Consider the following 23,179-nt stretch of genomic DNA (forward strand, 5'->3'; position numbering starts at 1 on the left):
AGCGCATTATTTATCGCTGCTTCTAAAATTTATCTAGTTTTTGCTGTGTGCTTGGTATTAAAACCTACTGTCGCTCTTTCTAGCCAAAATTTGCTCTACTTCAACTCGCCCCAGTTTTTGGCGATATTTAGCGATGTTTTAAGTGGCACATTTAACGTGTAAATTTCTTCCATCGTCTTTTGTGTCGCCCTGCCAAATTCCTGTGCAAACTCGTCTTTTACTTCAAAGATCAGCTCGTCGTGGATCTGAAGCAACATTTTTGCGTTTTCATCTAAATTTGCTCTAACTTTTACCATTGCCATCTTAACTAGATCTGCCGCTGAGCCTTGAAAGACCGTATTTACCGCCTCGCGCTCAAACATCGCTATTTGCATAGGCGTAGCGCTTTTAAAGTCAAAGTAGCGCTTTCTGCCAAGTAGTGTCTGCACAAAGCCATCGTTTTTGGCTGAAATTTTTATGCTCTCTAAAAATTCTTTGATCGTCGCAAACGCCTTAAAATAGCGCTCTATGTACTCTTTTGCCTCGGCTCTTGTGATATTTACTTGATTTGCTAGTTTGCTTGAGCCCATGCCGTAAATTAGGCCAAAATTTATACTCTTTGCCACGGCTCTATTTTGCCCGTCGCTGCTACCAAATATGCTAATAGCCGTCCTTGCGTGGATATCCTCGTCATTTTTAAACGCCTCAAGAAGCGCTGGATCACGGCTAAAGTGAGCTAGCAGCCTAAGCTCGATCTGGCTGTAGTCAAGTCCTACAAAGCTATATCCCTCACGCGCCTCAAAGCACTCTCTGACATCCTTTGCAAGGCTGCCACGAGCCGGGATATTTTGTAAATTTGGATTTTTGCTTGAAAGCCTGCCAGTACTCGTGCCAGTTTGCAAAAAGCTCGTATAAATTCGTGAGCCCTCATCCTTTTTCGCAAGCGCTAAAAGTGGCTCGCAGTAGGTGCTTTGCAGTTTATATAGCTCGCGGTAAGCTAAAATTTTCTCTATCACCGGATGAGCGTCCGTAAGCTCAGCTAGCACGCTCTCATCGGTGCTATATCCTGTTTTTGTCTTCTTTTTGGTAGGGAGTTTTAGATGCTCAAAAAGTATGACACCAAGCTGTTTTACTGAGTTTATGTTGAAATTTTCGCCGCTTAGCTCGTAAATTTCACTTGTTAGCGCCTTTAGTTTGGTGTCGTTTTCAAGGATGAGCTTTTGCATCTTAGCTTCGTTTATCTTGATGCCGTTTTGCTCCATGTCAAAGAGCGTGAGGATAAAAGGAAACTCGTGCGTATTGGCAAGGGCGAGTAAATTTTTATCAAGTGTGTTTTGAAAAGTTTTATAAAATTTAAGCGTTATCCAAGCATCCTCACTCGCGTATTTAGCGGCATTTTCTAGCGGCACATCGCCAAAAGTCTGTCCCTTTTTAACCACATCTTCAAATTTGATCGTGTCGTAGTCATAAAGCCTCTTTGCTAGCGCGTCCATGCCGACACTTGAGTTTGGATCGCTAAGCCACGCAAGTATCATCGTATCTTTGAAATTTGCGGGCGGATTTAGGCCGAGATTGTTTTTTACTATCTCAAAGTCATATTTTAAATTTTGTCCGATCACGCAACCTTTATAAATTTGCCCTACCGCCCAAGTGGCAAATTTTAGGTCTATTTGCTTTGGCGCGCCTAGGTAGTTGTGGGCTACTGGCACGTAGTAGGCGTCCTCGTCGTTAAAGCAAAAGCTAAAACCAACGATCTTTGCGCTCTTGCTATCAACGCCCGTGGTCTCGGTGTCAAAGGCGACGATGGTCTCTGGCGTGACGCTAGAGAGCAGCTTTTCGATACTTGCCTCATCAAGTAGTAAATTTGCTCTAAAGCCAAGCTTAAATTCAGCATTTTCCTCTTTTTGCAAGCTCTTAAGAAGCCTGTTTAGATCGTATTCTTTTAAAATTTCTGAGATGTTTATCAAAGGATTTTGCTCTGGAAATTTAGAGTGTTCAAGATCAAGCGAAGTGATCGCGTCATCAAATAGCGTGGCTAGTTTTTTGCTCAAAAACGCCTCGTCTCTTGCGGCTGCTAGCATATTTTTGGTGCGCTCGTTTCTAAGAAGGGCTAAATTTTCATAAATTCCCTCTAAGCTACCATACTCAGCCAAAAGCTTCTTAGCTCCCACTGCGCCGATACCTTTGACGCCTGGGATGTTGTCTGAGCTGTCTCCTGCGATCGCTAAAAAGTCCCTCACCTGAGCTGGATAGACGCCATACTTTTCAAAGCAGCTAGCGCTATCGTGGTCGATCTTGCTTTGTGGGCTGTAGATGCTCACTTTGCCGTCCTCTATGAGCTGGTAAAGGTCCTTATCATGCGTGACTATGCGGACAAATATATCTTTATCTTTGCAAATTTTAACCGCACTTGCGATGATATCATCAGCCTCGTAGCCCTCACGGCTAAGGCTGTAAAGTCCCATTTTTTCTATCATATCTATACAAACTGGCAGCTGCTCTTTTAGCTGAGCTGGCGGCTCGCTCCTGTTTGCCTTGTATTCGCCCAAAATTTCATGGCGCAGGGTCTTGCCCTTGCTATCAAGTGCGAAGATGAGGTAGTCGCTTTGGTACTCATCTTTTAGGCTCGCTATGAAATTTGCAAAGCCACTTATCATGCCACTTGGTTTGCCATCTCTGTTTTTAAGCCCGCTCATAGCGTAGTAAAGCCTAAAAAAGAAGCCAAAAGTATCAATAATCGTAAGTGTTTTCATTCTCTATCCTTTTGCGCCATTTTATGAAATTTAGGCAAAAATTTGGCTGATTTTATAAATTTATCAGATGCTAAAAGCAAAGTGAGATTTTAAACGCAAAACAAATTTTAATCATTTAAGAGATATAATCTCGCCTAAAATTCAAACTAAATAATAGATAAATTTAAGGTAAAAAATGTTTATAGATAGCGTGAAATTAACCCTAAGTTCAGGGCATGGCGGTGCCGGTGCAGTAAGCTTTCGCCGCGAAAAGCACGTCATTTTAGGCGGCCCAGACGGAGGTGACGGCGGTGACGGTGGAGATGTATATTTTGTCTGCGACAACAACACCCACACACTGGCAAACTACAAGGGCAAAAAGGCGATGAGAGCAAGTGACGGCGAGGCTGGCATGGGCAAAAGAATGACTGGCAAAAAGGGCGAGAGCCTAGAGCTTATCGTGCCACCAGGAACGGCGGTCTATGACGCACAGACAAACGAGCTACTTTGCGACATGGTAGAAGAGGGGCAAAGGACGCTATTTTTAAAAGGCGGTAAGGGCGGACTTGGAAATTTTCACTTTAAAAACTCTATCAACCAAGCTCCAGAATACGCTCAAAAGGGTATGCCAGAAGAGAGCGTAGAGGTCAGGCTCGAGCTAAAACTGATAGCTGACGTGGGTCTTGTTGGCTTTCCAAATGTCGGCAAATCAACCCTCATCTCAGCCGTCTCAAACGCCAAACCACAGATAGCAAACTACGAATTTACCACGCTTACGCCAAAGCTTGGACTTGTCGAGGTCGATCAGTTTAGTGGCTTTGTCATGGCTGATATCCCTGGCATCATCGAGGGAGCGAGCGACGGACGCGGCCTTGGTGTGCAGTTTCTAAAGCACATTGAGAGAAATAAAATTTTACTTTTCATGATAGATAGTGCGAACTACAGAAGCATGAGCGAGCAGTTTAGCGTGCTAAAAGAGGAGGTCGCTAAATTTTCAAGCGTGCTTGCTAGCAGGGACTACGCGATCGCCATAACCAGAGTCGATGCGGCAGAAAATTTAGATGAAAATATAAAAGAATTTATGAAAAGCATAAATTTAGAGCCAAAACAAGTTGGTAAATTTGTCTATAAGCAAGATCTATACAGCTTTGACGCGAAAAAACCATACTTTGTTTTGCCGATCTCTTCAGCGATAAATGAGAACATCGACGAACTTAAATTTGCACTGCTTGAGCTACTTAAAAAGGAGCTTTGAGTTGCGACCTTTTGGCACTTTAAACTTAAAAATTTAAGAAGATAAAATGAAGAAAATTTTTTGCATTATGCTATTTTGCCTTGGTGCATATAGCTGCGAGCCAGCGGATCCAATATATATGTTTTTGGATTTTAATGACATAGATCGTGACGGCACGCTAAATTTAGATGAGTGGAGAGCATGTAAGGCGCCACCAGCGCTAAAAATAGCGCCAGATCTATGCACTAGTGATGAATTTAAGAGCTTAGATACCGATCAAAATGGCAAAATTAGCGTTGATGAGCTAAGAAATTTAGTATTGCAAAAGATTAGCTGGCAGAAATATCCATGCGCCTCTTGGCCGCCAAGCAGCAAAAACGCAGATCAAAATAAAAGTCGTTGAAATTTAAAGGAAAGTGATGAATGTAGTTTTTATGGGGACGCCTGACTATGCCGTTAGGATACTTAGGCACCTAAAAGAGGCTGGCTTTAATATAAAAGCAGTCTTTACCCAGCCTGATAAGCCAGTTGGCAGAAAGCAAATTTTAACCCCAAGCGAGGTCAAAATTTACGCACAAAATGAGCTAGTAGGCGTGCCAGTCCTTACGCCAAATACGCTAAAAGATGAGGCGGTGGTTGCCGAGCTAAAGGCATTTGAGCCTAAATTTATCGTAGTGGCAGCTTATGGCAAAATTTTGCCTGGGAGTGTGCTTGACGTGGCGACTTGTATAAATTTACACGCTTCGATCTTGCCAAAATATAGAGGTGCTAGCCCCATTCAAAGCGCGATCCTAGCAGGCGAGAAGCAAACTGGCGTCACAGCTATGCTAATGGACGCTGGCCTTGATACTGGCGATATGCTAGACTTCATCTACACGCCCTGCGAGAGCAAGATGTCAAGCGAGCTTTTTAGTGAGCTAGGCGAGCTTGGCGGTGAGCTAATCGTAAAAGTGCTTAAGAATTTTGAAAATTTAAAGCCACAAAAGCAAGATGACGCAGAGTCCTCGCACTGCAAAAAGATAAGTAAGAGCGACGGACTTTTTAGCTTTGACGAAGAGGCGGGGCAAATTTATAATAAATTTCGTGCGCTCACACCTTGGCCAGGGCTTTATCTGGCAAGCGGACTAAAAATTTTATCGCTTGAGTTAAGTGAAAAAAGTGGCAAAAACGGAGAAATTTTAAGCGTAGAAAAGGACCACGTTGTGGTTGCTTGCAAGGGTGGGGCGGTCAAAATTTACGAGCTTCAAGAGCCAAGCAAAAAACCAACAAACGCAAAAGCATATATAAATGGTAAGCGCCTTAGCGTTGGCGATGAACTAAAATAAATTTAAAGGAGCGGTTATGAAAAATGCGCTAAGTATAGCAGGGGTTGATCCAAGCGGTGGAGCTGGAGTTTTAGCTGATATAAAGGTCTTTATAGCACACGGCGTATATGCGATGGGAGCGATCACGGCGGTCACTGCTCAAAATACAAAGGGCATATTTGGCATGCAGCTAGTTGAGCCAAAGCTCATCGAGGATCAGATCAAAGCGATATTTGATGATATAAGAGTTGATGTGATAAAAATAGGCGTTGTCCCAAGCGTTGAGATCATCAAAAGCGTCGCAAAAACGCTAAGAGAGATGAAAAATTTACCACCAGTCGTGCTTGATCCTGTCATGAGCTGTAAAAATGGCGACATCTGGCTAGAGGGCACTGCAAAAGACGCGATCGTGGAGGAGCTTTTCCCACTTGCGAGCGTGATCACGCCAAATATCTTTGAAGCGCGCGAAATTTTAAAGCGTGAGCTAAAGGGCGAGAGCGAGCTAAAAGAGGCTTGCAAGGATCTTTTGAAATTTGGTACAAAGAGCGTCTATCTAAAGTGTGGCGAGATAGAAGGCAAGTCGCTTGATATATTTTATGATGGCAGTGAGTATGAAATTTTTAGTGATGAGCGTATAAAAACGACTGCGACACACGGTTCAGGCTGCTCACTATCAAGTGCGATCGCTTCAAATTTAGCAAATGGGCTTAGTCTAAAAGAGAGCGTGAAAAACGCGCACGATTATATCTTTAACGCTATCAAAAACGCGGTCATCATCGGCGGCGGACAAAATCCAGTAAATCACTTCTATAAATTTAAGGTGTGATTTGAAGGTTGAGTTTATCCAAAGCCTGCCTTCGACGCAGGAATTTTTGATAGACGCCCTAAAAAACGGCGAGATAAAGCCACCGCACATGATCGTAGCGTACAATCAAACTAAAGGGGTCGGCAGCCGTGGCAACAGCTGGGAGGGGTTTGGCGGAAATTTGTTTATGTCATTTTGCATAAGCGAAGATGAGCTGCCAAACGACATACCTCCGCCCTCGATCTCGATATATTTTTCTATGTTGATGCGTGAAGTCTTGAGCGAACTTGGTTCAAAGTGCTGGCTAAAATGGCCAAATGATTTTTACGTGGACGAGCGCAAAATAGGCGGCACTTTGACAAATAAAGTGGATGAAATTTACATTTGCGGCATGGGGATAAATTTAGCTAGCGCGCCCGAAAATGCAGGCATTTTGGATATCAAAACTAGCGTAGATGAGCTAGTTTGGGGCTTTGTTAGCATGCTTGATAAAAAGATTTTATGGAAGCCAATTTTTAGCAAATTTAGGATAGACTTTTGCAAGTCAAAAAGTTTTATTACGCATATTGCAAATAGAGCTGTTTCGCTTCAGGATGCTGAAATTTGCGAGGATGGAGCGATATTATTAAACGGGGAAAAGGTATATTCGTTAAGATGAGCGAGATAATAACAATAGCTAATCAAAAAGGCGGCGTTGGCAAGACCACAACAGCCGTAAATTTAGCCGCATCACTGGCGGTTGCTGAGAAAAAAGTATTATTAATAGACATCGATCCACAGGCAAACGCGACGACTGGACTTGGTTTTAGCAGAAGCGATTATGAGTTTAACATCTATCACGTCTTAACAGATAGGAAAAAGCTCTCACAAATAGTGCTAAAAACTGAGATCCCAACGCTTTTTCTAGCTCCGTCAAACATCGGACTTGTCGGCATCGAGCAAGAATTTAACGATCAAAGCAAAGACTATAAGCTAATCCTTAAAAACAAAATCTCAGAAGTTGTAGACGACTATGATTTTATCATCATCGATAGTCCTCCAGCCCTTGGCAGCATCACGATAAATGCTCTTAGTGCAAGCGATAGTGTGATCATCCCGATCCAGTGCGAATTTTACGCACTTGAGGGCTTGGCACAGATCCTAAACACAGTCAAGATCATCAAAAAAACGATAAATCCAAAGCTAAATATAAAGGGCTTTTTACCGACTATGTTTAGCTCGCAAAATAATCTCTCAAAAGAGACTATTGCAAATTTAAAGCAGCATTTTGAAAATAAGCTCTTTAAAAGCAAGGACGGCAAAGAGGAATTTGTAGTCGTCCCAAGAAATGTAAAACTTGCTGAAAGCCCAAGTTTTGGCAAGCCAGTGATACTTTATGATATAAAATCACCAGGCTCGATCGCATATCAAAATTTGGCATATTGTATTTTAAACTAAAAAATAAGGAAAAAAATGGCGAAAAAAGGTGGATTAGGGCGCGGACTTAGCGCGATACTTGAAGATGTAGAGCAGGCCTACAGCAAAGAGATCGCAAATTTAAACGACTCTGAGATAGTCGAAGAGATAAACATAGATGAAATTTTACCAAACCCTTACCAGCCAAGGACGCATTTTGACGAAGAGGCTTTAAAAGAGCTAAGTGCCAGCATCAAAAGGCACGGTCTCATACAACCAATAATCGTCATCAAAAAAGATGACGGCTATATGCTAATAGCTGGTGAGCGTAGATACCGCGCCACAAAGATGCTCGGAGCAAGCAAGATAAAGGCGATCATCGCTGATATCAAGTCTCAAAATTTAAGAGAGCTTGCGCTTATCGAAAATATACAACGCGAAAATTTAAATCCAATCGAACTTGCAAAGTCATATAAAGAGCTCATAAATGAGTATAAGATCACACAAGATGGCTTAGCAAACATCATCCATAAGAGCAGAACCCAGATAACAAATACAATGAGGCTCTTGCTGCTTAGCGACTACACACAAAGACTTTTGCAAGAAGACAAGCTCACGCAAGGCCACGCTAAAGTCATCGTAGGACTTAGTAGCGAAGAAGAAAAAATGGTCGTTGATACGATCATCGGACAAAAACTAAGTGTTAGAGATACAGAAATTTTAGTAAAAAAGATAAAAAATAAAGAAGAAGTAAAAGAGCCAAAACCTCAAATTTCAGAAGAAATGAGCAAAAAGTTATCAAATTTACAAGAAATTTTTAAAAATTTAAAGATAAAGACAAAAGTAAAATCTAAAAATTTAATATTAGAATTTAGCGACATTTCACAGGTAGAAGAATTTATAGCTAAGCTAAAATAGAATTACAAATTTATTTTTATTTTTAGTAATTTATTGTAAAATCAGACTTTGATTTGAATATTAAATAAAACTTAATAACAAAATAAGGAGAGTGGATGTTAGAAATAGATGTGCCATTGATGCTTTTAACGGCTATCGTTCTCTTTGTCTTGATCGCCATTTTAAATCCTTTGCTATACAAGCCAATGCTTAAATTTATAGATGACAGAAATGCCTCTATAAAAAATGACGAAGAGAGCACTAGCAAAAATGCAAGCGACTTAAGCGTTCATGAAAAAGAGATCGAAGAGATCATACAAAATGCAAGATCTGAGGCTAACAAAATAAGACAAGAGGCTTTAAATTTGGCAAAAGAAGAGTCTTTAAAAGAGATAAATGCGGTAAAAAGTAGTTTAGAGGCTGATTATAATGAGTTTTTAAACGCTTTAAGCTCTCAAAAAGATAGCCTAAAGGCAGATCTATCAGCTAAACTACCTGAGCTTAGAGCAGCTTTAAATGCTAAGCTCTCTAAAATTTAAAGGAAATTTATGAAGATAAAAATTTTATTTTTTCTAGCACTTCCATTTCTAGCATACGCTAGCGAGCATGGTGGAACAAACTACGACATAGTCGAGAGAACGCTAAACTTCTTACTTTTCTTTGGTATTTTGGTCTATTTTGCTGCTAAGCCACTAAAAGCTCTTTATCAAAGTAGGATCGATAGGATCGCAAATAAACTTGAGAGCATCCAAGAGAAGCTTCGCGACTCTAAAGCTAAAAAAGATGACGTTTTAAAGCGTGTAGAAGAGGCTAAGCAAAATGCAAACGCTCTAATAGAAACCGCAAAAAAAGAGGCTGTAAATTTAGCTGCTAAAGTTAAAAAAGAGGCTCAAAACGATATCGCAAATATCGAAAAAGGCTACAAAGAACAAAAAGAATTTGAAGAGCGCAAGATGACAAAAGGCGTTGTAAATGAAATTTTGAGCGACATTTTCTCAAGTGATAGCCTAAAAGTCGATCAAAAAGAGCTTGTAAATATCATACTTAAAAAGGTTAGCTAATGAATGAAGTAGTAGCCAAAAAATATGTTAAAGCGATCCTGAGCGATGCAAAGCTGGGCGAGCTAAACGCATTTATCGAAAATTTAGTTGAGCTAGCTGCCGCTTTTGGAAGCGAAAAATTTAAGAGCATTATAAGCTTGCCAACTCTAAAAGCTGCAAAAAAGGTTGAATTTATACTTTCTTTAGTAAAAAATTCAGACGCTAAATTTGCAAATTTTATAAAGCTTCTTGGTGCAAACAAAAGACTAGAGCTTATCCCAGCGATCTTAAACGAGATGAAGATAGAGCAATCTTTGCTTGAAAATACATATCGCGGCGAAGTTGTTGGAAATTTTGATCTAAGCGCTGAGCAATTAAAAGCTTTGGAAGAGAATTTCTCTAAGAAATTTAACTCTAAGATCAAGCTTGATGGCTCAAAGAGCGATTACAACGGTGTAAAAGTTGAGTTAGACGATTTAGGTGTCGAGGTAAATTTCTCTATCGACAGACTAAAAAGTCAAATGAGTGAATATATATTAAAAGCAATTTAAAAAGGAGTGAAAGCGTGAGTGCAAAAATTAAAGCTGACGAAATTAGCACGATAATCAAAGAGCGTATTGAAAATTTTGATTTAAGTGTTGATGTAGAAGAGACCGGTAAAGTCATCTCAGTCGCTGATGGCGTTGCTAACGTTTATGGTTTGAAAAACGTTATGGCTGGTGAGATGGTTGAATTTGAAAGCGGCGAAAAGGGTATGGCTCTTAACCTTGAAGAGAGCAGTGTTGGTATAGTTATCCTTGGAAAAACTAGCGGTATCACAGAAGGAAGCTCTGTAAAAAGACTAAAAAAACTTCTACGCGTTCCAGTTGGCGACGCATTGATCGGCCGTGTTGTAAATTCGCTCGGTGAGCCAATAGATGCAAAAGGTCCAATCGAAGCTACCGAATCTCGCTTCGTCGAAGAAAAAGCAAAAGGTATCATGGCAAGAAAAAGCGTTCATGAGCCACTTCAAACAGGCATCAAAGCTATCGACGCACTTGTGCCAATCGGTAGAGGCCAAAGAGAGTTAATCATCGGCGACCGCCAAACTGGTAAAACAACAGTTGCTATCGATACTATCATCAACCAAAAAGGTCAAGATGTCATTTGTATCTACGTAGCTATCGGTCAAAAACAATCAACCGTTGCTCAAGTCGTTAAAAAGCTTGAAGAATACGGCGCTATGGACTACACAATAGTTGTAAATGCTGGTGCTAGTGACGCAGCTGCGCTTCAATACCTTGCCCCGTACGCTGGCGTAACAATGGGTGAATACTTTAGAGATAACTCTCGCCACGCGCTAATCATCTATGATGACTTGTCAAAACACGCGGTTGCTTACCGTGAGATGTCTTTGATCTTAAGAAGACCACCAGGTCGTGAAGCTTACCCAGGTGACGTTTTCTACCTTCACTCAAGACTTCTAGAAAGAGCAAGTAAGCTAAATGACGCGCTAGGTGCTGGATCTTTAACAGCTCTACCTATTATCGAGACTCAAGCAGGCGACGTTTCAGCTTATATTCCAACAAACGTTATTTCTATTACAGATGGTCAAATTTTCCTTGAGAGTGACCTATTTAACTCAGGTATCCGCCCAGCGATCAACGTTGGTCTTTCTGTTTCTCGTGTCGGTGGTGCAGCTCAGATAAAAGCTATCAAACAAGTTTCTGGTACTTTAAGACTAGACCTTGCTCAGTACCGCGAACTACAAGCCTTTGCTCAGTTTGCAAGCGACCTTGACGAGAGCTCAAGAAAACAACTAGAGCGTGGTCAAAAGATGGTTGAAGTACTAAAACAACCTCCATATTCTCCGCTTCCAGTTGAGAATCAAGTAGTTATAATATTTGCTGGTGCTAAGGGCTATTTAGATGACGTTGCAACTGCAAATGTAACAAAATTTGAAGCCGAGTTATATCCATATATCGAGGCAAAATACCCTGAAATTTTTGAGCAGATCAGAACTAAAAAAGTTCTTGATAAAGAAGTAGAAGAAATTTTACATAAAGCGTTGAAAGATTTTAAAGCGACTTTTGCCGCTAACTAGGGCTAAGATATGTCAAATTTAAAAGATATAAAACGAAAGATCAAGAGCGTCCAGAACACTCAAAAGACGACGCGTGCGATGAAGCTTGTCTCAACAGCAAAGCTTCGCAAAGCTGAAGAGGCTGCACGCTACTCTAGAGTCTACGCACTTAAGATCAATGAGGTTTTATCGGAGATAGCTTATAAGATCAATCAATACGCTTCAGTTATGACTGAGAGTAAATTTTTTAACACAACAAAGAGTGTAGAAAAGGTTGATATTATATTTGTTACCGCTGATAAAGGGCTTTGCGGTGGCTTTAATGTCCAGACTATAAAGACGGTTAGGCGCATGATCGATGAGCTAAAAGCCAAAAAGATCAAAGTTAGACTAAGAGCTGTTGGTAAAAAAGGTATTGAATTTTTCAATTTTCAAGGCGTTGAACTACTTGAGACTTATGTCGGAGCTAGCTCTTCTCCTACTTATGAAAAAGCTCAAAAGATCATAAAAGATGCCATTGATGACTTTACAAACGGCATAACAGATAAAGTAGTGCTAATACACAATGGCTATAAAAATATGATTTCTCAAGAGATTAGAGTAAATGATATTGTGCCTATTGAGCCCTCTAAGATAGTTGCGGTTGAGACAAATTCTTTGATGGAATTTGAGCCAGAGGACAACTATACTAAGATTATGGATGAATTGCTCAATAAATATTTTGAGTATAGTATGTATTATGCTTTAGTTGACTCTTTAGCGGCTGAGCACAGTGCAAGAATGCAAGCTATGGATAATGCAACAAACAATGCTAAACAACGCGTCAAACAGTTAAATCTTGCTTACAACAAAGCAAGACAAGAGTCTATTACCACTGAACTTATCGAGATCATCAGTGGTGTTGAATCAATGAAATAAAAGGAGTATGAATGAAGGGTGTTATTAGTCAAGTTATGGGCCCTGTGGTCGATGTTGACTTTAATGACTACTTGCCGAAGATCAATGAAGCTATCGAAGTTTTCTTTGAGGTTGAGGGCAAGAAACATAAACTAATATTAGAAGTTGCTGCTCACCTAGGTGATAATAGAGTTAGAACAATCGCTATGGATATGAGTGAGGGTCTGACTCGTGGCTTAGAGGCTAAAGCGCTTGGTGCACCTATAAGTGTGCCAGTTGGCGAAAAAGTTTTGGGTAGAATTTTTAACGTAGTTGGCGATTTGATTGATGAGGGCGAGGGTATAAATTTTGATAAACACTGGTCTATCCACCGCGATCCTCCTCCATTTGAAGAGCAAAGTACTAAGAGTGAAATTTTTGAAACTGGTATCAAGGTAGTTGATCTTCTAGCTCCTTATGCAAAGGGTGGTAAAGTTGGTCTATTTGGTGGTGCTGGTGTTGGTAAGACAGTTATTATTATGGAGCTTATCCACAACGTTGCATTTAAACATAGCGGTTACTCTGTATTTGCAGGCGTTGGTGAGAGAACTCGTGAAGGAAACGACCTTTATCACGAAATGAAAGAAAGTAACGTTTTGGATAAAGTTGCCTTGTGCTACGGCCAAATGAACGAGCCACCAGGAGCAAGAAACCGTATCGCGCTAACTGGTCTTACAATGGCTGAGTACTTCCGTGATGAGATGGGACTTGACGTTTTGATGTTTATTGATAACATCTTCCGTTTCTCTCAATCAGGTGCAGAGATGTCAGCTCTACTTGGACGTATCCCATCAGCTGTTGGTTATCAGCCAACTCTTGCAAGTGAGATGGGTAAATTCCAAGAGAGAATTACATCAACTAAAAAAGGTTCGATTACCTCTGTTCAAGCTGTTTATGTTCCAGCTGACGACCTTACAGACCCAGCTCCTGCAACTGTTTTTGCTCACCTTGATGCTACGACAGTTCTTAACAGATCGATCGCAGAAAAAGGTATCTATCCAGCTGTTGATCCACTTGATTCAACATCAAGAATGCTCGATCCTCAAATTTTAGGAGCAGATCACTATAAAGTAGCTCGTGGCGTTCAAGCTGTGCTTCAAAAATATAAAGACCTTCAAGATATTATCGCTATCCTTGGTATGGACGAGCTTAGCGAAGAAGATAAGCTAACAGTTGATAGAGCAAGAAAGATAGAGAGATTTTTATCTCAACCATTCTTCGTTGCTGAAGTATTTACAGGTAGCCCTGGTAAATATGTAAGTCTTGATGAAAATATCGCTGGCTTTAAGGGAATTTTAGAAGGTAAATATGATCATCTACCAGAAGCAGCATTTTATATGGTTGGAAATATAGATGAGGCTTTAGCTAAAGCTGAGAAACTTAAGGCTTAAATTTAAAAAGGAAGCGTAATGGATAAATTACATTTAGAGATCGTAACTCCTCAAGGTCAGATATTTAATGATGACGTGAGTAGTGTAGTGCTTCCAGGTAGCGAGGGTGAGTTTGGTGTTTTGCCAAACCACGCCTCATTAATATCTCTTTTAAAAGCAGGTATTATAGATATAGAAGATAAGCATAAAAAGCATGATGTAGTTGCTATCAACTGGGGCTATGCAAAGATCGATGAGGGCAAAGTAGTTATACTAGCTGACGGTGCGGTCTATGTCTCTGGCAATAGTGAAAGTGAGCTTGCAAATTCATTAGAAGCTGCTAGAAATTTGATAGAGAGTATGAGCAGTGATACAAATGCTTTTGCAGCAACTATATCAAAAATGGAAAATGTAGTGAGAGCAAGATAAGTGGGCGGAATAGATATATTTTTAAATTACATTCAAAGAAGTAGTTTTATTACAATTATAGTTTTAACTTGGTTGTCAATATATTTTATAGTTAGTTTTACAATTCTTTTTTCAAGAATGGCTGGCATAGGAGCTTGGCAAAAACGCGAGCAAAATGCGCTTGAAGCATTGCTTATGGGCGCTAAGAATATACCAAATGACTCATCTTTAAAGAAATGTGCAAGCGGTAGAATTTCAAAAGAAAAGCTAAATGTCTGCATAAGCATTGCTGAAAAAAATGCTACAAGTGGGCTTACATGGCTTAGTGTAATAGCTTCTACTTCTCCATTTATCGGTCTTTTTGGAACAGTTGTATCCATATTGGAGACATTTTCGCAGCTAGGAAATGGTGCAGGTTCATCTCTTGGAGTTATAGCCCCAGCTATCTCTGAAGCACTTGTTGCGACAGGTTGTGGAATTTTTGTTGCCATCCCAGCATATACATTTAACTTGCTTATAAAAAGAAAAGCTTATGAATTAATGAGCGTTATCGAGCGTCAAGCTGACGTTATGATAGCACTTAAAAAAGATGATGAGACGTTATAGATGGCTCTTAAATTTGACGACGAAACACCAGAGTTAAACATAACGCCTCTTGTTGATATCATGCTTGTTTTGTTGGCTATTTTAATGGTTACAATGCCAACTATAACATATCAAGAAGATATAACATTGCCAGATGGCTCAAAGGCAAAAACATCTACGTCTAAACAAAAAGATCTTATAGTGTCTATAAATGCACAAGGACAAGTTAGGATAGATCAAAGTACAATGAGCCTTGCTGAACTTCCAGATAACATTGCACTAATGAGTGCAAAATATGACAAAACCTCGCCTATATACATAAAGGCTGATAAAAATTTAAAATACGATGATGTTATGTTTGTATTAAAGACTTTAAAAGGTGCTGGTTTTAATAAAGTAGCTTTAGAGACAAACGGTTAAGATGCCTAATAAAGTTAAATTTCCAACGCTTAGTTCGTTTTTTGTAGCGTTTTGTATTTACATTATCATTGTGCTTGCTTTGTTTATAAAGCTTACTTTTTTTAGCGAACCTCCTAAAAAATATACTGATGACAAAGATGCTATTATGGATGTAGTTATGGTTGATAGAGAAGTTGATCAAACCATAAAAGCACCAAAACAAGCAAAAGAGGTCGTAAAAGAGACTAAACCAGAACCTAAAAAAGAGTCAGAAGAAGATAAACAAGAGACTACAAATAAACCTGTTGTGCCAGATGAGCCATTACCAACCCCAAGCTTGCCAACTCCTCCAAAAGAAGAGCCAAAACCTGAGCCTAAAAAACCAGAGCCAAAGCCTGAAATCCCAAAACCTAGTGAAGAGCCTAAAGAGGATGTCAAGCCAGAGCCAAAACCTGAGCCTAAACCTACACCAAAGCCAGTTGAAAAGCCAAAACCAAAAGAGCCAAATATAAAAGATCTCTTTAGCGACATAGACTCGACTAAGCTTAAAAAAGATGATGGTATAAAAAAGGCTGAGAATAAAGTGCAAAGTCGTAAAAAGAGCGAGGCTTCTAGCTCAAAAGCTGCAAAAGAGGCTAGTGACATCATCAAGAGCTTAAAAATAGATCAAAACCCAACAGCTCCAAAGTCACAAATGACAGGCACTTATGATCCATTGATGGGAGCCATAACAAAGCAAATTCAAAGAAGATGGCAAAGCTATAAAGCTGACTCTGCAAACCTTGCCAAAGTAAAAGTCATGATAGATCAAAGTGGAAATTTTAGCTATGAAATTTTAGAGCTATCATATAATGAAGAGTTTAATGCAAAGGTAAAAGAGTGTCTGGAAAAGCTTACTGCAGAGAAATTTCCATTTAATCCAGACAAAAGTACTACTTTTAATTTAAATTTAGAAGATAAAATAAACTAAAATTTATAAATTTACGGAGTAGAGATGAAGAAAATTTTTCTTTTTTTGTGCGTTGCTCTAGGGCTTTATGCTGCTGATGCGACGATATCTGTTATAAACCAAGGTGTTGCTTTGCCAAAGATAGCTTTGCAAGATGCAACTACAGCTGTTAGTGATGCAGGTTTTAAAGATAAATTCTTTAAGATCATGCTAGGTGACTTGAAAGTTAGCTCAGACTTTGAGGTTATCGAAGATCATGTGCCTTCAACCTACGAAGGAACAGCAGCTACAAATACAATGAGCGACAAAGGTGTTGAGCTTATCTTTAGATATGCTCTTGAGGGTTCTATGGGCTCACCTCTTACTTTAAGAGTAAAACTCATCGATGCTAAAACTGCAACTACAAGGTATGAGAGAGTCTATAATATGCCAGATGGCGCAAAGTATCCGTTTTTGGCACACAAAAGTATAGTTGAGCTAACAAATGAACTAAATTTACCACCAGTTGGCTGGATGGAGAAATTTATCATCCTAGCAAAATACACTTCAGCTCGCCAAAGTTCTATTATAGTGGCTGATTACACACTTACATATCAAAAGACAATCGTAAGCGGTGGTCTAAATATCTTCCCTAAATGGGCAGGCGCTGATCAGAGTAAATTTTACTATACATCTTATGTAAATAACAGACCTACTTTGTTTAGATATGATCTAAATTCAGGCACAAAAACGAAGATAATAGACAGTATGGGTATGCTTATAGCATCTGATGTTAGTAAAGATGGAAGTAAAATTCTATTAACTATGGCTCCAAAAGATCAACCAGATATTTTCATCTATAATACAGGTAGCAAAAAATTAACTCAGATCACAAACTATCCAGGCATTGATGTAAATGGAAATTTCGTAGATAATGACAGCAGAATAGTTTTTGTTTCAGATAGACTTGGATATCCAAATATCTTTGCAACACCTGCAACTTCAGGCGGAAGTGTTGAGCAAATGGTATTTCATGGCAAAAACAATAACTCAGTAAGCACTTTTGAAAACTATGTAGTTTATTCAAGTAGAGAGGCTAGTGGTGGCTTTAATATCTATCTGATCTCAACTCAAACAGATTTTATTCGCCAGCTTACAGCAAATGGTAAAAACAACTATCCAAGATTTTCAAGTGATGGTCAAAGTGTCGTATTTATCAAAGAACTTGGCGGTCAAAGCTCGCTTGGCGTTGTTAGATTAAATGAGAACAGAAGTTTCCAATTTCCACTAAAAGTAGGTAAAATTCAATCTATTGATTGGTAATATTCTGGTAATATTTAAAAAAAATATGTTATAATTTGACCAAATTTTTCAAAAAGGATAAGGAATGAAAAAAGTAGTTCTAGCAAGTGTTGCAGTTGCAACTTTATTGTTGAGCGGTTGTAGCTCTAAAAACCCTGAAGTTGATATGAATGCAAATTCAAATCAATCTGCAGATAACTCAGGTAGCATGAGTGATGCTGATAGATTAGCAGCTCTTATCGCTAACATCGAGAGCCAAGTTAAAAGTGTATACTTTGACTTTGATAAATTCAATATCAAAGCTGACCAACAAGGTGTTGTTAGCTCAAATGCATCAGTATTCAACCAAGCTGACGCTCAAGCTCTTTCTATAAAAGTAGAAGGTAACTGCGACGAGTGGGGTACAGATGAGTATAACTATGCTCTTGGTCTAAAACGTGCTAAAAGTGCTAAAGACGCTCTTGTAAGAAATGGTGTTAGCGCTGATAGAATCGCTGTAGTAAGCTTTGGCGAAAGCAACCCAGTTTGTACAGATAAAACAAAAGCTTGCGACGCTCAAAACAGACGTGCAGATTTCAAAGTACTTCCTTAATCTGTAAGTAATAATGAATAAAAAAATAATCATTGCGGCTCTTCTTGGAGCCGCTTTCTCTATAAGTTCAGCTCAAGAAGTTTCAGCATTTGACGCAGGCAATATGGATAGCGCAAATCCATATGGACTAACAGATGATGAAAAGGCAACTCTAAGCAACAAAAGAAGCGTTCAAAATATTGAAGAAAACATGGATAATGTTTTAGAACAACTTCAAGGTTTGCAAAGCTTGATCGAGAGTATGAGTGCTAGGATGAATAAGCTTGAGCAAAGAATGAACGATATCGAAACCAAAGTCAATGGCGGTATAAGCGATTCTGGTGTAAGTTTGACATCGTTAAAAGCTTATGTTGATGAGACCAGAGACATACAAGACAAAAACTATAAAAACATTACTGCTGCCTTAAATAAACTAGGCGCGATAATGGATAAAAATGCTGCGCAACCAAAGCAAAATGCAAATCCAAAACAACAAAATAAGCCAACTTCAAATTTTAGTGGCAAAAGCGACAAAGACATTTTAGCTGATGGCATTAAACTTCTAAACTCAGGTAATGCTGCAGAAGCAGCTGAATATTTTGAATATTTAAATAAAAAAGGCTACAAAACTGGTGCTTCAAATTATTATCTAGGTGAAGTTGCTTATAATCAAAAGTCATACAGCACAGCTATACAATACTATAAAAAAAGTATACAAAGTGAAGATAAGGCTGACTACACTCCAAAACTTTTGTATCACACAGCTATAAGCTTTGATAAGATCGGTGATACTCAAAGTGCAAATAGGTTTTATAAGGCTTTAAAAGTAGGCTATCCAGATAGCAAAGAAGCCAAATCCGCTCCTAACAGAAACTAAAATTTACTCTTTTTTAGATATAATCTCACATTAATCAAAACTAAATTCCAAGGAGATTATTGTGAGTAAAGATCAAGTTATAACTATGTTTTATGAGCTAAAAGACGCTAATAGTGGCGAAATTTTAGAGTCAAATATGCAAGAAGGTGGTCAAATTTCTTTTATTACAGGACATGGCCACATTATAGAAAAGCTTGAAGAAGAAGTTAACAAATTAAAATCAGGCGATAAAGCTACTATAAACATTAAAGCAGCTGAGGGTTGTGGCGAATACAATAAAGATGCCATCCAATCACTTCCAAAAGAGCAATTTGCTGGTATAGACCTACATGAAGGCATGGAGCTTTTTGGTCAAAATGAAGATGGCTCAAGCGTTCGCGTCATCGTTAAAGAGATCAAAGATGACGAAGTAACAGTTGATTTTAACCACCCATACGCTGGCAAAGACTTGCTATTTAATGTCGAGATTTTAGAAGTTAGAGACGCAACTGAAGATGAAAAAGCAACTGGCATGGTAGCAGGTGCTCACACTTGTGGTTGTGGCGGACATGATCACGATCACGAGCATGAGTGCTGCGGCGGTCATGGACATGGCGAAGGCGGTTGCGGTTGCGGTGGTCACGGACATCACCACCACTAAGAAGCCAAAATGAAAAAATTTGCTTTTATTTTTGCGGGTCAAGGCTCGCAAAGTGTTGGCATGGGGAAAGATTTTTATGAAAATTTCTCTTCGGCAAAACTTCTATTAAATGACGCTTGCAACGACACAGGCATTGACTTTGAAGAGCTTTTATTTACGCAAAACGACAAGCTAGATAAGACAGAATTTACTCAGCCTGCCATCGTTTTAAACTCGCTTATGAGCTATCTAGCTTTTAGCGAGGGCATAAAAGCTAAGCCAGAGTTTAGCCTAGGTCACTCTTTAGGAGAATTTACAGCCCTTGCGGTTAGTGGTGCGTTTAGCTTTGTTGAAGCGATTAGACTTGTAAATTTACGTGGTAAATTTATGCAAGAAGCCTGCATTGGCAAAGATGCTGGCATGATGGTGGTGCTTGGTCTTAGCGATGAAGTCGTTGAGGGGATTTGTAAAGAAGCACAGAATGAGGGCTTAAAAATTTATGCTGCAAACTATAACTGCGATGGTCAGATAGTTGTAGCTGGCGTGAGGGCTGACCTTGCAAAATACGAGGCAAAGTTTAAAGAAGCAGGCGCAAAAAGAGCGATGCTTTTAAATATGTCAGTAGCTAGCCACTGCCCGATACTTGAGCCTGCTAGCGTTAAACTAGCAAACGAGCTTGAGGGCGTTTTGGCTGAGAACTTTGCCCCAGTCGTTTCAAACGTAAATGCAAAAATTTACACTGATAAAAACGAAGCGCTAGTGCTTTTAAAAGAGCAGCTAACGCATCCAGTTTGCTACAAACAAAGCATCAAAAACTACGAAAACGAGGTTGATTGCTTTATCGAGCTTGGCGCGGCGACACTAAAAGGCATAAACAAAAAGATCACAGAAAAACCGACATACAGCGTCACTGACATGGCGAGCCTTGAAGAGATTGTGAAGATTTTGGAGGAGAAATGATAGCGATACTTGGAGCGATGCAAGAGGAGATCACGCCTATCCTTGAGATGGTTGGCGAGTATAAAACTACCGAATATGCAAATAATAAATTTTACGAGGCAAACTACAAAGGCAAAGACCTAGTCATCGCCTACTCGAAGATCGGCAAGGTAAATGCGGCGATCACTGCGACCTTGATGATAGAGAAATTTAAGGCTTCAAAGCTGCTATTTACTGGCGTTGCTGGCTCACTTGATGAGAGCTTAAAGATAGGTGATATGCTATATGCCACTAGCCTTGTGCAGCACGACCTTGACATCACGGCGTTTGGTCATCCATACGGCTTTGTGCCAGGGACAAGTATCTTTGTCAAGAGCGATGAAGGTCTAAATGAGCTAGCTAAAAATGTCGCTAATAAAAAGGGCATGAGCTTAAATTCAGGCATCATCGCAACTGGCGATCAGTTCATCTGCGACAACGAGAAAAAAGAGTGGATCAAAAAGATATTTAACGCAAGTGCTACCGAGATGGAGGGTGCGAGCGTTGCGCTAGTTTGCGAGACGCTTGGCGTGCCGTTTTTCATCCTTAGAGCCATCAGCGACGGAGCTGGCAATGAGGCTGAATTTGACTTTGATAAATTCTTACAAGACTCAGCAAACGTCAGTGCTAAATTTATCCTAGAAATGGTGAAGAGCTTATGATAGAGCTTAGCAAGAGACTGCTTAGGCAAGTTGGTCAGACAAACGCTAGATATAAGATGATAGAGGGCGGAGATAAGATATTGCTTGGCCTTAGCGGTGGCAAAGATAGTCTCGCGCTCGCTCACGTGCTAAAGCACATCCAAAACGTCACGCCTGAGAAATTTGAGTTTAAGACAGTGACGCTAAGCTACGGCATGGGCGAAGACTACGCGTATCTTACCAAGCACTGCAACGAGCATGGCATAGAGCACGAGGTGATCGATAGCTCGATATTTGAGATATCAAAGGAGAAGATCCGCAAAAATTCTAGCTTTTGCAGCTTTTTTTCGCGCATGAGAAGAGGGTATCTTTACACCTATGCGCTAAAGCACGGCTTTAACAAGCTCGCGATCGCTCACCACTTGGACGACGCGGCAGAGAGCTTTTTTATGAATTTCACCTACAATGGCGCGCTTAGGACGCTTGCTCCAAAATACAAAGCAAAAAACGGCATCGTCGTGATCAGGCCATTTATCTTTGTGCGTGAGAGACAGCTTCGCGAAAATGCGATCAAAAATGAGCTAAGGGTTGTTGGCGATGAGGCGTGTCCTGCGATGAGATTTGACGTGAAGATGCCACACGCTAGATATGAGACCAAGCAGCTTCTAGCAAATTTAGAAAAAGAAAATCCAAAGCTTTTCACTTCGCTTAAAGCAGCATTTGAAAACATCCACACAGATACATTTTTTGGTATCAATGAAGGCAGTGAAGAGTAAATTTAACTCTTCATTTTTGCCCTTAAAGCTAAATTTAGAACCAAATTTCTTACAACCGCCCAAAAGTCACAACTCATTTTAAAGCAGGAACGCTCATTGCTTACTAAATGTAAATTTGATAAGCAAGGATGAAAAATGAGCATTTTTAGTGTTAGCACGCAAAAGTATAGCTCAGTAGCTACTGAGGCAAAAGCAAGGAAACTTCAAAAAGGGCAGTCCGAAAGTGCCAAATTTCAAAACGCTCTTGCAAATAATGAAAAAACAAAAGACATTGCACAAATTTTACAAAGACTTGAGCTTACAAAAGATACGCAGCAAAGCATTTATAGTGTGAAATTTAAAGATAAAAACGAGCTTGGCTATCAAAGCGACAAGGCTGGTTTTATGGACGCTAGCTTTAATAAAGCAGCCGGCTTGCCGCAAGACTTTAAGCTTCACAAAAGCATATTGAAAGAATTTCTAAACTTCGCAACAAAGCAAAATAACATAAATAGCGTCCTTTACAGCAACGCAAGCGGCAAGCTTTTTGACAATGACGTCTTTGAAAATATCGACATAGCAAACACGATAGGTCAGTATTACTCTATCTTTTCTCAGGTAATGGGCAAGAGTTTAAACAAAGATAGTTTTACAGATAGCGACCTAGCAAATCTACCAAAAGGCTACATCTCGCAGGGGATGAAAGGCATCGATTTTAACGCAGACTTGAGCGATAGATCAAATATTGACTTTTTAAATAGTCGCAAAAACGAGGTCGTGACAAACATCTTTAGTAGCGAAGATGAAATGAAGCTCGCATCAAATTTAAGCGAAGATCTATCAAAACTAGGCATAAAAACGAACCTCAAAAAGCTAAATTTTGCAAATTTAGAGCAGGAAAATAGTGGTGGCTTTGACCCAGACGTCTCTTACTATAAAACGGAGTCTGGTTACAAAAAAGAGGCTTTGTTTATTAGTTTTCTAAAGTCAGAAAGTCCTGCGATCTTAGAAGGCGGAGAGACTGCGCTAAAGCCTGAAGTCTTGCTAAATAACGCTTTCATCGCTGCCCAGACCAAAGATCATAGAAGCAAAGGCTTAAGCGATGTAGCTAGTCTTAAAAAGCTAGCAGAAGATAGAGAAAATTTTAAAAATTTAGTGCTTGAGCTACTAAAAAACAGCACCCTAAAGCCAAGCGAAGATAATATAAATTTAGCTTTTAATAAGCTAAGTCAAATTTATGCCCTAGGCAGGCAAAAGTAGCTAAATTTACTAGGTAAAACTTTTTACAAAAAAGACGATATCTTTGGTATGAAGCTAAAAGGATATTAGATGATAAACGCACTTGGTAGCTACCCCTTAAAT

Annotated in this window: 26 protein-coding genes; 25 read left to right on the forward strand and 1 reads right to left on the reverse strand. The window is 39.6% G+C overall.

Going from position 1 to position 23,179, the window contains the following annotated elements:
- Positions 1-95: 95 nt before the first annotated feature.
- Positions 96-2,732, reverse strand: a complete 2,637-nt coding sequence (gene polA, locus CVT14_RS09095; protein WP_107850171.1) for a DNA polymerase I — start codon at positions 2,730-2,732, stop codon at positions 96-98.
- 175 nt (positions 2,733-2,907) lie between these two features.
- Between polA and obgE the strand changes: the two genes are divergently transcribed.
- From obgE to CVT14_RS09220, 25 genes are all read left to right on the forward strand, one after another.
- A complete protein-coding gene (gene obgE / locus CVT14_RS09100; RefSeq protein WP_103651356.1) occupies positions 2,908-3,966 on the forward strand; it encodes a GTPase ObgE in 1,059 nt (352 codons plus the stop codon).
- Positions 3,967-4,012: 46 nt separating this feature from the next.
- Complete coding sequence (locus CVT14_RS09105) at positions 4,013-4,348, forward strand: EF-hand domain-containing protein (protein ID WP_107850172.1); 336 nt, start codon at positions 4,013-4,015, stop codon at positions 4,346-4,348.
- A gap of 16 nt (positions 4,349-4,364) precedes the next feature.
- Entirely contained in the window at positions 4,365-5,270 is a 906-nt protein-coding gene (fmt, locus tag CVT14_RS09110; protein WP_107850173.1) for a methionyl-tRNA formyltransferase, read from the forward strand.
- A 16-nt stretch (positions 5,271-5,286) separates the two neighbouring features.
- Positions 5,287-6,075: a bifunctional hydroxymethylpyrimidine kinase/phosphomethylpyrimidine kinase gene (thiD, locus tag CVT14_RS09115; RefSeq protein WP_107850174.1), complete on the forward strand. Its 789-nt coding sequence runs from the start codon at positions 5,287-5,289 to the stop codon at positions 6,073-6,075.
- Between the two features lies 1 nt (position 6,076).
- Positions 6,077-6,712, forward strand: a complete 636-nt coding sequence (locus CVT14_RS09120) for a biotin--[acetyl-CoA-carboxylase] ligase (protein WP_107850175.1) — start codon at positions 6,077-6,079, stop codon at positions 6,710-6,712.
- Positions 6,709-7,491: a ParA family protein gene (locus CVT14_RS09125; protein WP_002939402.1), complete on the forward strand. Its 783-nt coding sequence runs from the start codon at positions 6,709-6,711 to the stop codon at positions 7,489-7,491. Before CVT14_RS09120 ends, CVT14_RS09125 begins: the two co-directional genes overlap by 4 nt.
- Before the next feature lie 15 nt (positions 7,492-7,506).
- A complete protein-coding gene (locus CVT14_RS09130; RefSeq protein ID WP_021084955.1) occupies positions 7,507-8,367 on the forward strand; it encodes a ParB/RepB/Spo0J family partition protein in 861 nt (286 codons plus the stop codon).
- 95 nt (positions 8,368-8,462) lie between these two features.
- Entirely contained in the window at positions 8,463-8,885 is a 423-nt protein-coding gene (locus CVT14_RS09135) for a FoF1 ATP synthase subunit B' (protein ID WP_009294346.1), read from the forward strand.
- A gap of 9 nt (positions 8,886-8,894) precedes the next feature.
- The gene (locus tag CVT14_RS09140; protein WP_021089024.1) at positions 8,895-9,407 is read left to right on the forward strand and encodes a F0F1 ATP synthase subunit B; all 513 of its coding nucleotides are present in this window, start codon (positions 8,895-8,897) and stop codon (positions 9,405-9,407) included.
- Positions 9,407-9,937 carry a F0F1 ATP synthase subunit delta gene (locus tag CVT14_RS09145; RefSeq protein ID WP_021089043.1) on the forward strand — a complete coding sequence of 177 codons (531 nt, stop codon included), beginning with the start codon at positions 9,407-9,409 and terminating at the stop codon, positions 9,935-9,937. Before CVT14_RS09140 ends, CVT14_RS09145 begins: the two co-directional genes overlap by 1 nt.
- A 14-nt stretch (positions 9,938-9,951) precedes the next feature.
- Positions 9,952-11,469 (forward strand): F0F1 ATP synthase subunit alpha, encoded by a 1,518-nt coding sequence (gene atpA / locus CVT14_RS09150; protein WP_009294343.1) that lies wholly within the window; start codon positions 9,952-9,954, stop codon positions 11,467-11,469.
- A 9-nt stretch (positions 11,470-11,478) separates the two neighbouring features.
- Entirely contained in the window at positions 11,479-12,366 is an 888-nt protein-coding gene (gene atpG, locus CVT14_RS09155; RefSeq protein ID WP_002939426.1) for an ATP synthase F1 subunit gamma, read from the forward strand.
- Between the two features lie 11 nt (positions 12,367-12,377).
- Positions 12,378-13,775 (forward strand): F0F1 ATP synthase subunit beta, encoded by a 1,398-nt coding sequence (atpD, locus tag CVT14_RS09160; protein ID WP_002939420.1) that lies wholly within the window; start codon positions 12,378-12,380, stop codon positions 13,773-13,775.
- Positions 13,776-13,793: 18 nt separating this feature from the next.
- The gene (gene atpC / locus CVT14_RS09165) at positions 13,794-14,183 is read left to right on the forward strand and encodes an ATP synthase F1 subunit epsilon (RefSeq protein ID WP_002939398.1); all 390 of its coding nucleotides are present in this window, start codon (positions 13,794-13,796) and stop codon (positions 14,181-14,183) included.
- On the forward strand, positions 14,184-14,768 hold the full coding sequence (locus CVT14_RS09170) for a MotA/TolQ/ExbB proton channel family protein (protein ID WP_009294341.1): 585 nt from the start codon (positions 14,184-14,186) through the stop codon (positions 14,766-14,768). It begins immediately after the preceding gene.
- Positions 14,769-15,167 (forward strand): biopolymer transporter ExbD, encoded by a 399-nt coding sequence (locus CVT14_RS09175; RefSeq protein ID WP_002939405.1) that lies wholly within the window; start codon positions 14,769-14,771, stop codon positions 15,165-15,167. It abuts the gene before it with no gap.
- Position 15,168: 1 nt separating this feature from the next.
- A complete protein-coding gene (locus CVT14_RS09180; RefSeq protein WP_012001335.1) occupies positions 15,169-16,116 on the forward strand; it encodes a TonB C-terminal domain-containing protein in 948 nt (315 codons plus the stop codon).
- Positions 16,117-16,140: 24 nt separating this feature from the next.
- Positions 16,141-17,397 (forward strand): Tol-Pal system protein TolB, encoded by a 1,257-nt coding sequence (gene tolB / locus CVT14_RS09185; protein WP_009294339.1) that lies wholly within the window; start codon positions 16,141-16,143, stop codon positions 17,395-17,397.
- Between the two features lie 64 nt (positions 17,398-17,461).
- Positions 17,462-17,968: an OmpA family protein gene (locus CVT14_RS09190; protein ID WP_002939415.1), complete on the forward strand. Its 507-nt coding sequence runs from the start codon at positions 17,462-17,464 to the stop codon at positions 17,966-17,968.
- 13 nt (positions 17,969-17,981) lie between these two features.
- Positions 17,982-18,824: a tetratricopeptide repeat protein gene (locus CVT14_RS09195; RefSeq protein WP_021089042.1), complete on the forward strand. Its 843-nt coding sequence runs from the start codon at positions 17,982-17,984 to the stop codon at positions 18,822-18,824.
- Between the two features lie 55 nt (positions 18,825-18,879).
- On the forward strand, positions 18,880-19,464 hold the full coding sequence (locus tag CVT14_RS09200; RefSeq protein ID WP_232527122.1) for an FKBP-type peptidyl-prolyl cis-trans isomerase: 585 nt from the start codon (positions 18,880-18,882) through the stop codon (positions 19,462-19,464).
- A gap of 9 nt (positions 19,465-19,473) precedes the next feature.
- Positions 19,474-20,403, forward strand: coding sequence for an ACP S-malonyltransferase (gene fabD / locus CVT14_RS09205; RefSeq protein ID WP_021089049.1), 930 nt, complete (start codon positions 19,474-19,476; stop codon positions 20,401-20,403).
- Positions 20,400-21,083: a 5'-methylthioadenosine/adenosylhomocysteine nucleosidase gene (locus CVT14_RS09210; RefSeq protein ID WP_021089020.1), complete on the forward strand. Its 684-nt coding sequence runs from the start codon at positions 20,400-20,402 to the stop codon at positions 21,081-21,083. The genes fabD and CVT14_RS09210 overlap by 4 nt, the downstream gene beginning before the upstream one ends.
- Positions 21,080-21,838: a tRNA 2-thiocytidine biosynthesis TtcA family protein gene (locus CVT14_RS09215; RefSeq protein ID WP_021089062.1), complete on the forward strand. Its 759-nt coding sequence runs from the start codon at positions 21,080-21,082 to the stop codon at positions 21,836-21,838. The genes CVT14_RS09210 and CVT14_RS09215 overlap by 4 nt, the downstream gene beginning before the upstream one ends.
- A gap of 135 nt (positions 21,839-21,973) precedes the next feature.
- Positions 21,974-23,077 carry a Cj0814 family flagellar-dependent secreted protein gene (locus CVT14_RS09220; protein ID WP_107850176.1) on the forward strand — a complete coding sequence of 368 codons (1,104 nt, stop codon included), beginning with the start codon at positions 21,974-21,976 and terminating at the stop codon, positions 23,075-23,077.
- The last annotated feature ends 102 nt before the right edge of the window (positions 23,078-23,179 follow it).

It is taken from the genome of Campylobacter concisus (genome assembly GCF_003048445.1).
GTDB classification, from domain to species: domain Bacteria; phylum Campylobacterota; class Campylobacteria; order Campylobacterales; family Campylobacteraceae; genus Campylobacter_A; species Campylobacter_A concisus_BF.

What these genes read in the sequence shown, in the direction of transcription:
- polA (WP_107850171.1), bottom strand. Translation starts at nt 2,732, where the DNA reads ATGAAAACACTTACGATTATTGATACTTTTGGCTTCTTTTTTAGGCTT.
- obgE (WP_103651356.1), top strand. Translation starts at nt 2,908, where the DNA reads ATGTTTATAGATAGCGTGAAATTAACCCTAAGTTCAGGGCATGGCGGT.
- CVT14_RS09105 (WP_107850172.1), top strand. Translation starts at nt 4,013, where the DNA reads ATGAAGAAAATTTTTTGCATTATGCTATTTTGCCTTGGTGCATATAGC.
- fmt (WP_107850173.1), top strand. Translation starts at nt 4,365, where the DNA reads ATGAATGTAGTTTTTATGGGGACGCCTGACTATGCCGTTAGGATACTT.
- thiD (WP_107850174.1), top strand. Translation starts at nt 5,287, where the DNA reads ATGAAAAATGCGCTAAGTATAGCAGGGGTTGATCCAAGCGGTGGAGCT.
- CVT14_RS09125 (WP_002939402.1), top strand. Translation starts at nt 6,709, where the DNA reads ATGAGCGAGATAATAACAATAGCTAATCAAAAAGGCGGCGTTGGCAAG.
- CVT14_RS09130 (WP_021084955.1), top strand. Translation starts at nt 7,507, where the DNA reads ATGGCGAAAAAAGGTGGATTAGGGCGCGGACTTAGCGCGATACTTGAA.
- CVT14_RS09135 (WP_009294346.1), top strand. Translation starts at nt 8,463, where the DNA reads ATGTTAGAAATAGATGTGCCATTGATGCTTTTAACGGCTATCGTTCTC.
- CVT14_RS09140 (WP_021089024.1), top strand. Translation starts at nt 8,895, where the DNA reads ATGAAGATAAAAATTTTATTTTTTCTAGCACTTCCATTTCTAGCATAC.
- CVT14_RS09145 (WP_021089043.1), top strand. Translation starts at nt 9,407, where the DNA reads ATGAATGAAGTAGTAGCCAAAAAATATGTTAAAGCGATCCTGAGCGAT.
- atpG (WP_002939426.1), top strand. Translation starts at nt 11,479, where the DNA reads ATGTCAAATTTAAAAGATATAAAACGAAAGATCAAGAGCGTCCAGAAC.
- atpD (WP_002939420.1), top strand. Translation starts at nt 12,378, where the DNA reads ATGAAGGGTGTTATTAGTCAAGTTATGGGCCCTGTGGTCGATGTTGAC.
- atpC (WP_002939398.1), top strand. Translation starts at nt 13,794, where the DNA reads ATGGATAAATTACATTTAGAGATCGTAACTCCTCAAGGTCAGATATTT.
- CVT14_RS09175 (WP_002939405.1), top strand. Translation starts at nt 14,769, where the DNA reads ATGGCTCTTAAATTTGACGACGAAACACCAGAGTTAAACATAACGCCT.
- CVT14_RS09180 (WP_012001335.1), top strand. Translation starts at nt 15,169, where the DNA reads ATGCCTAATAAAGTTAAATTTCCAACGCTTAGTTCGTTTTTTGTAGCG.
- tolB (WP_009294339.1), top strand. Translation starts at nt 16,141, where the DNA reads ATGAAGAAAATTTTTCTTTTTTTGTGCGTTGCTCTAGGGCTTTATGCT.
- CVT14_RS09190 (WP_002939415.1), top strand. Translation starts at nt 17,462, where the DNA reads ATGAAAAAAGTAGTTCTAGCAAGTGTTGCAGTTGCAACTTTATTGTTG.
- CVT14_RS09195 (WP_021089042.1), top strand. Translation starts at nt 17,982, where the DNA reads ATGAATAAAAAAATAATCATTGCGGCTCTTCTTGGAGCCGCTTTCTCT.
- fabD (WP_021089049.1), top strand. Translation starts at nt 19,474, where the DNA reads ATGAAAAAATTTGCTTTTATTTTTGCGGGTCAAGGCTCGCAAAGTGTT.
- CVT14_RS09210 (WP_021089020.1), top strand. Translation starts at nt 20,400, where the DNA reads ATGATAGCGATACTTGGAGCGATGCAAGAGGAGATCACGCCTATCCTT.
- CVT14_RS09215 (WP_021089062.1), top strand. Translation starts at nt 21,080, where the DNA reads ATGATAGAGCTTAGCAAGAGACTGCTTAGGCAAGTTGGTCAGACAAAC.
- CVT14_RS09220 (WP_107850176.1), top strand. Translation starts at nt 21,974, where the DNA reads ATGAGCATTTTTAGTGTTAGCACGCAAAAGTATAGCTCAGTAGCTACT.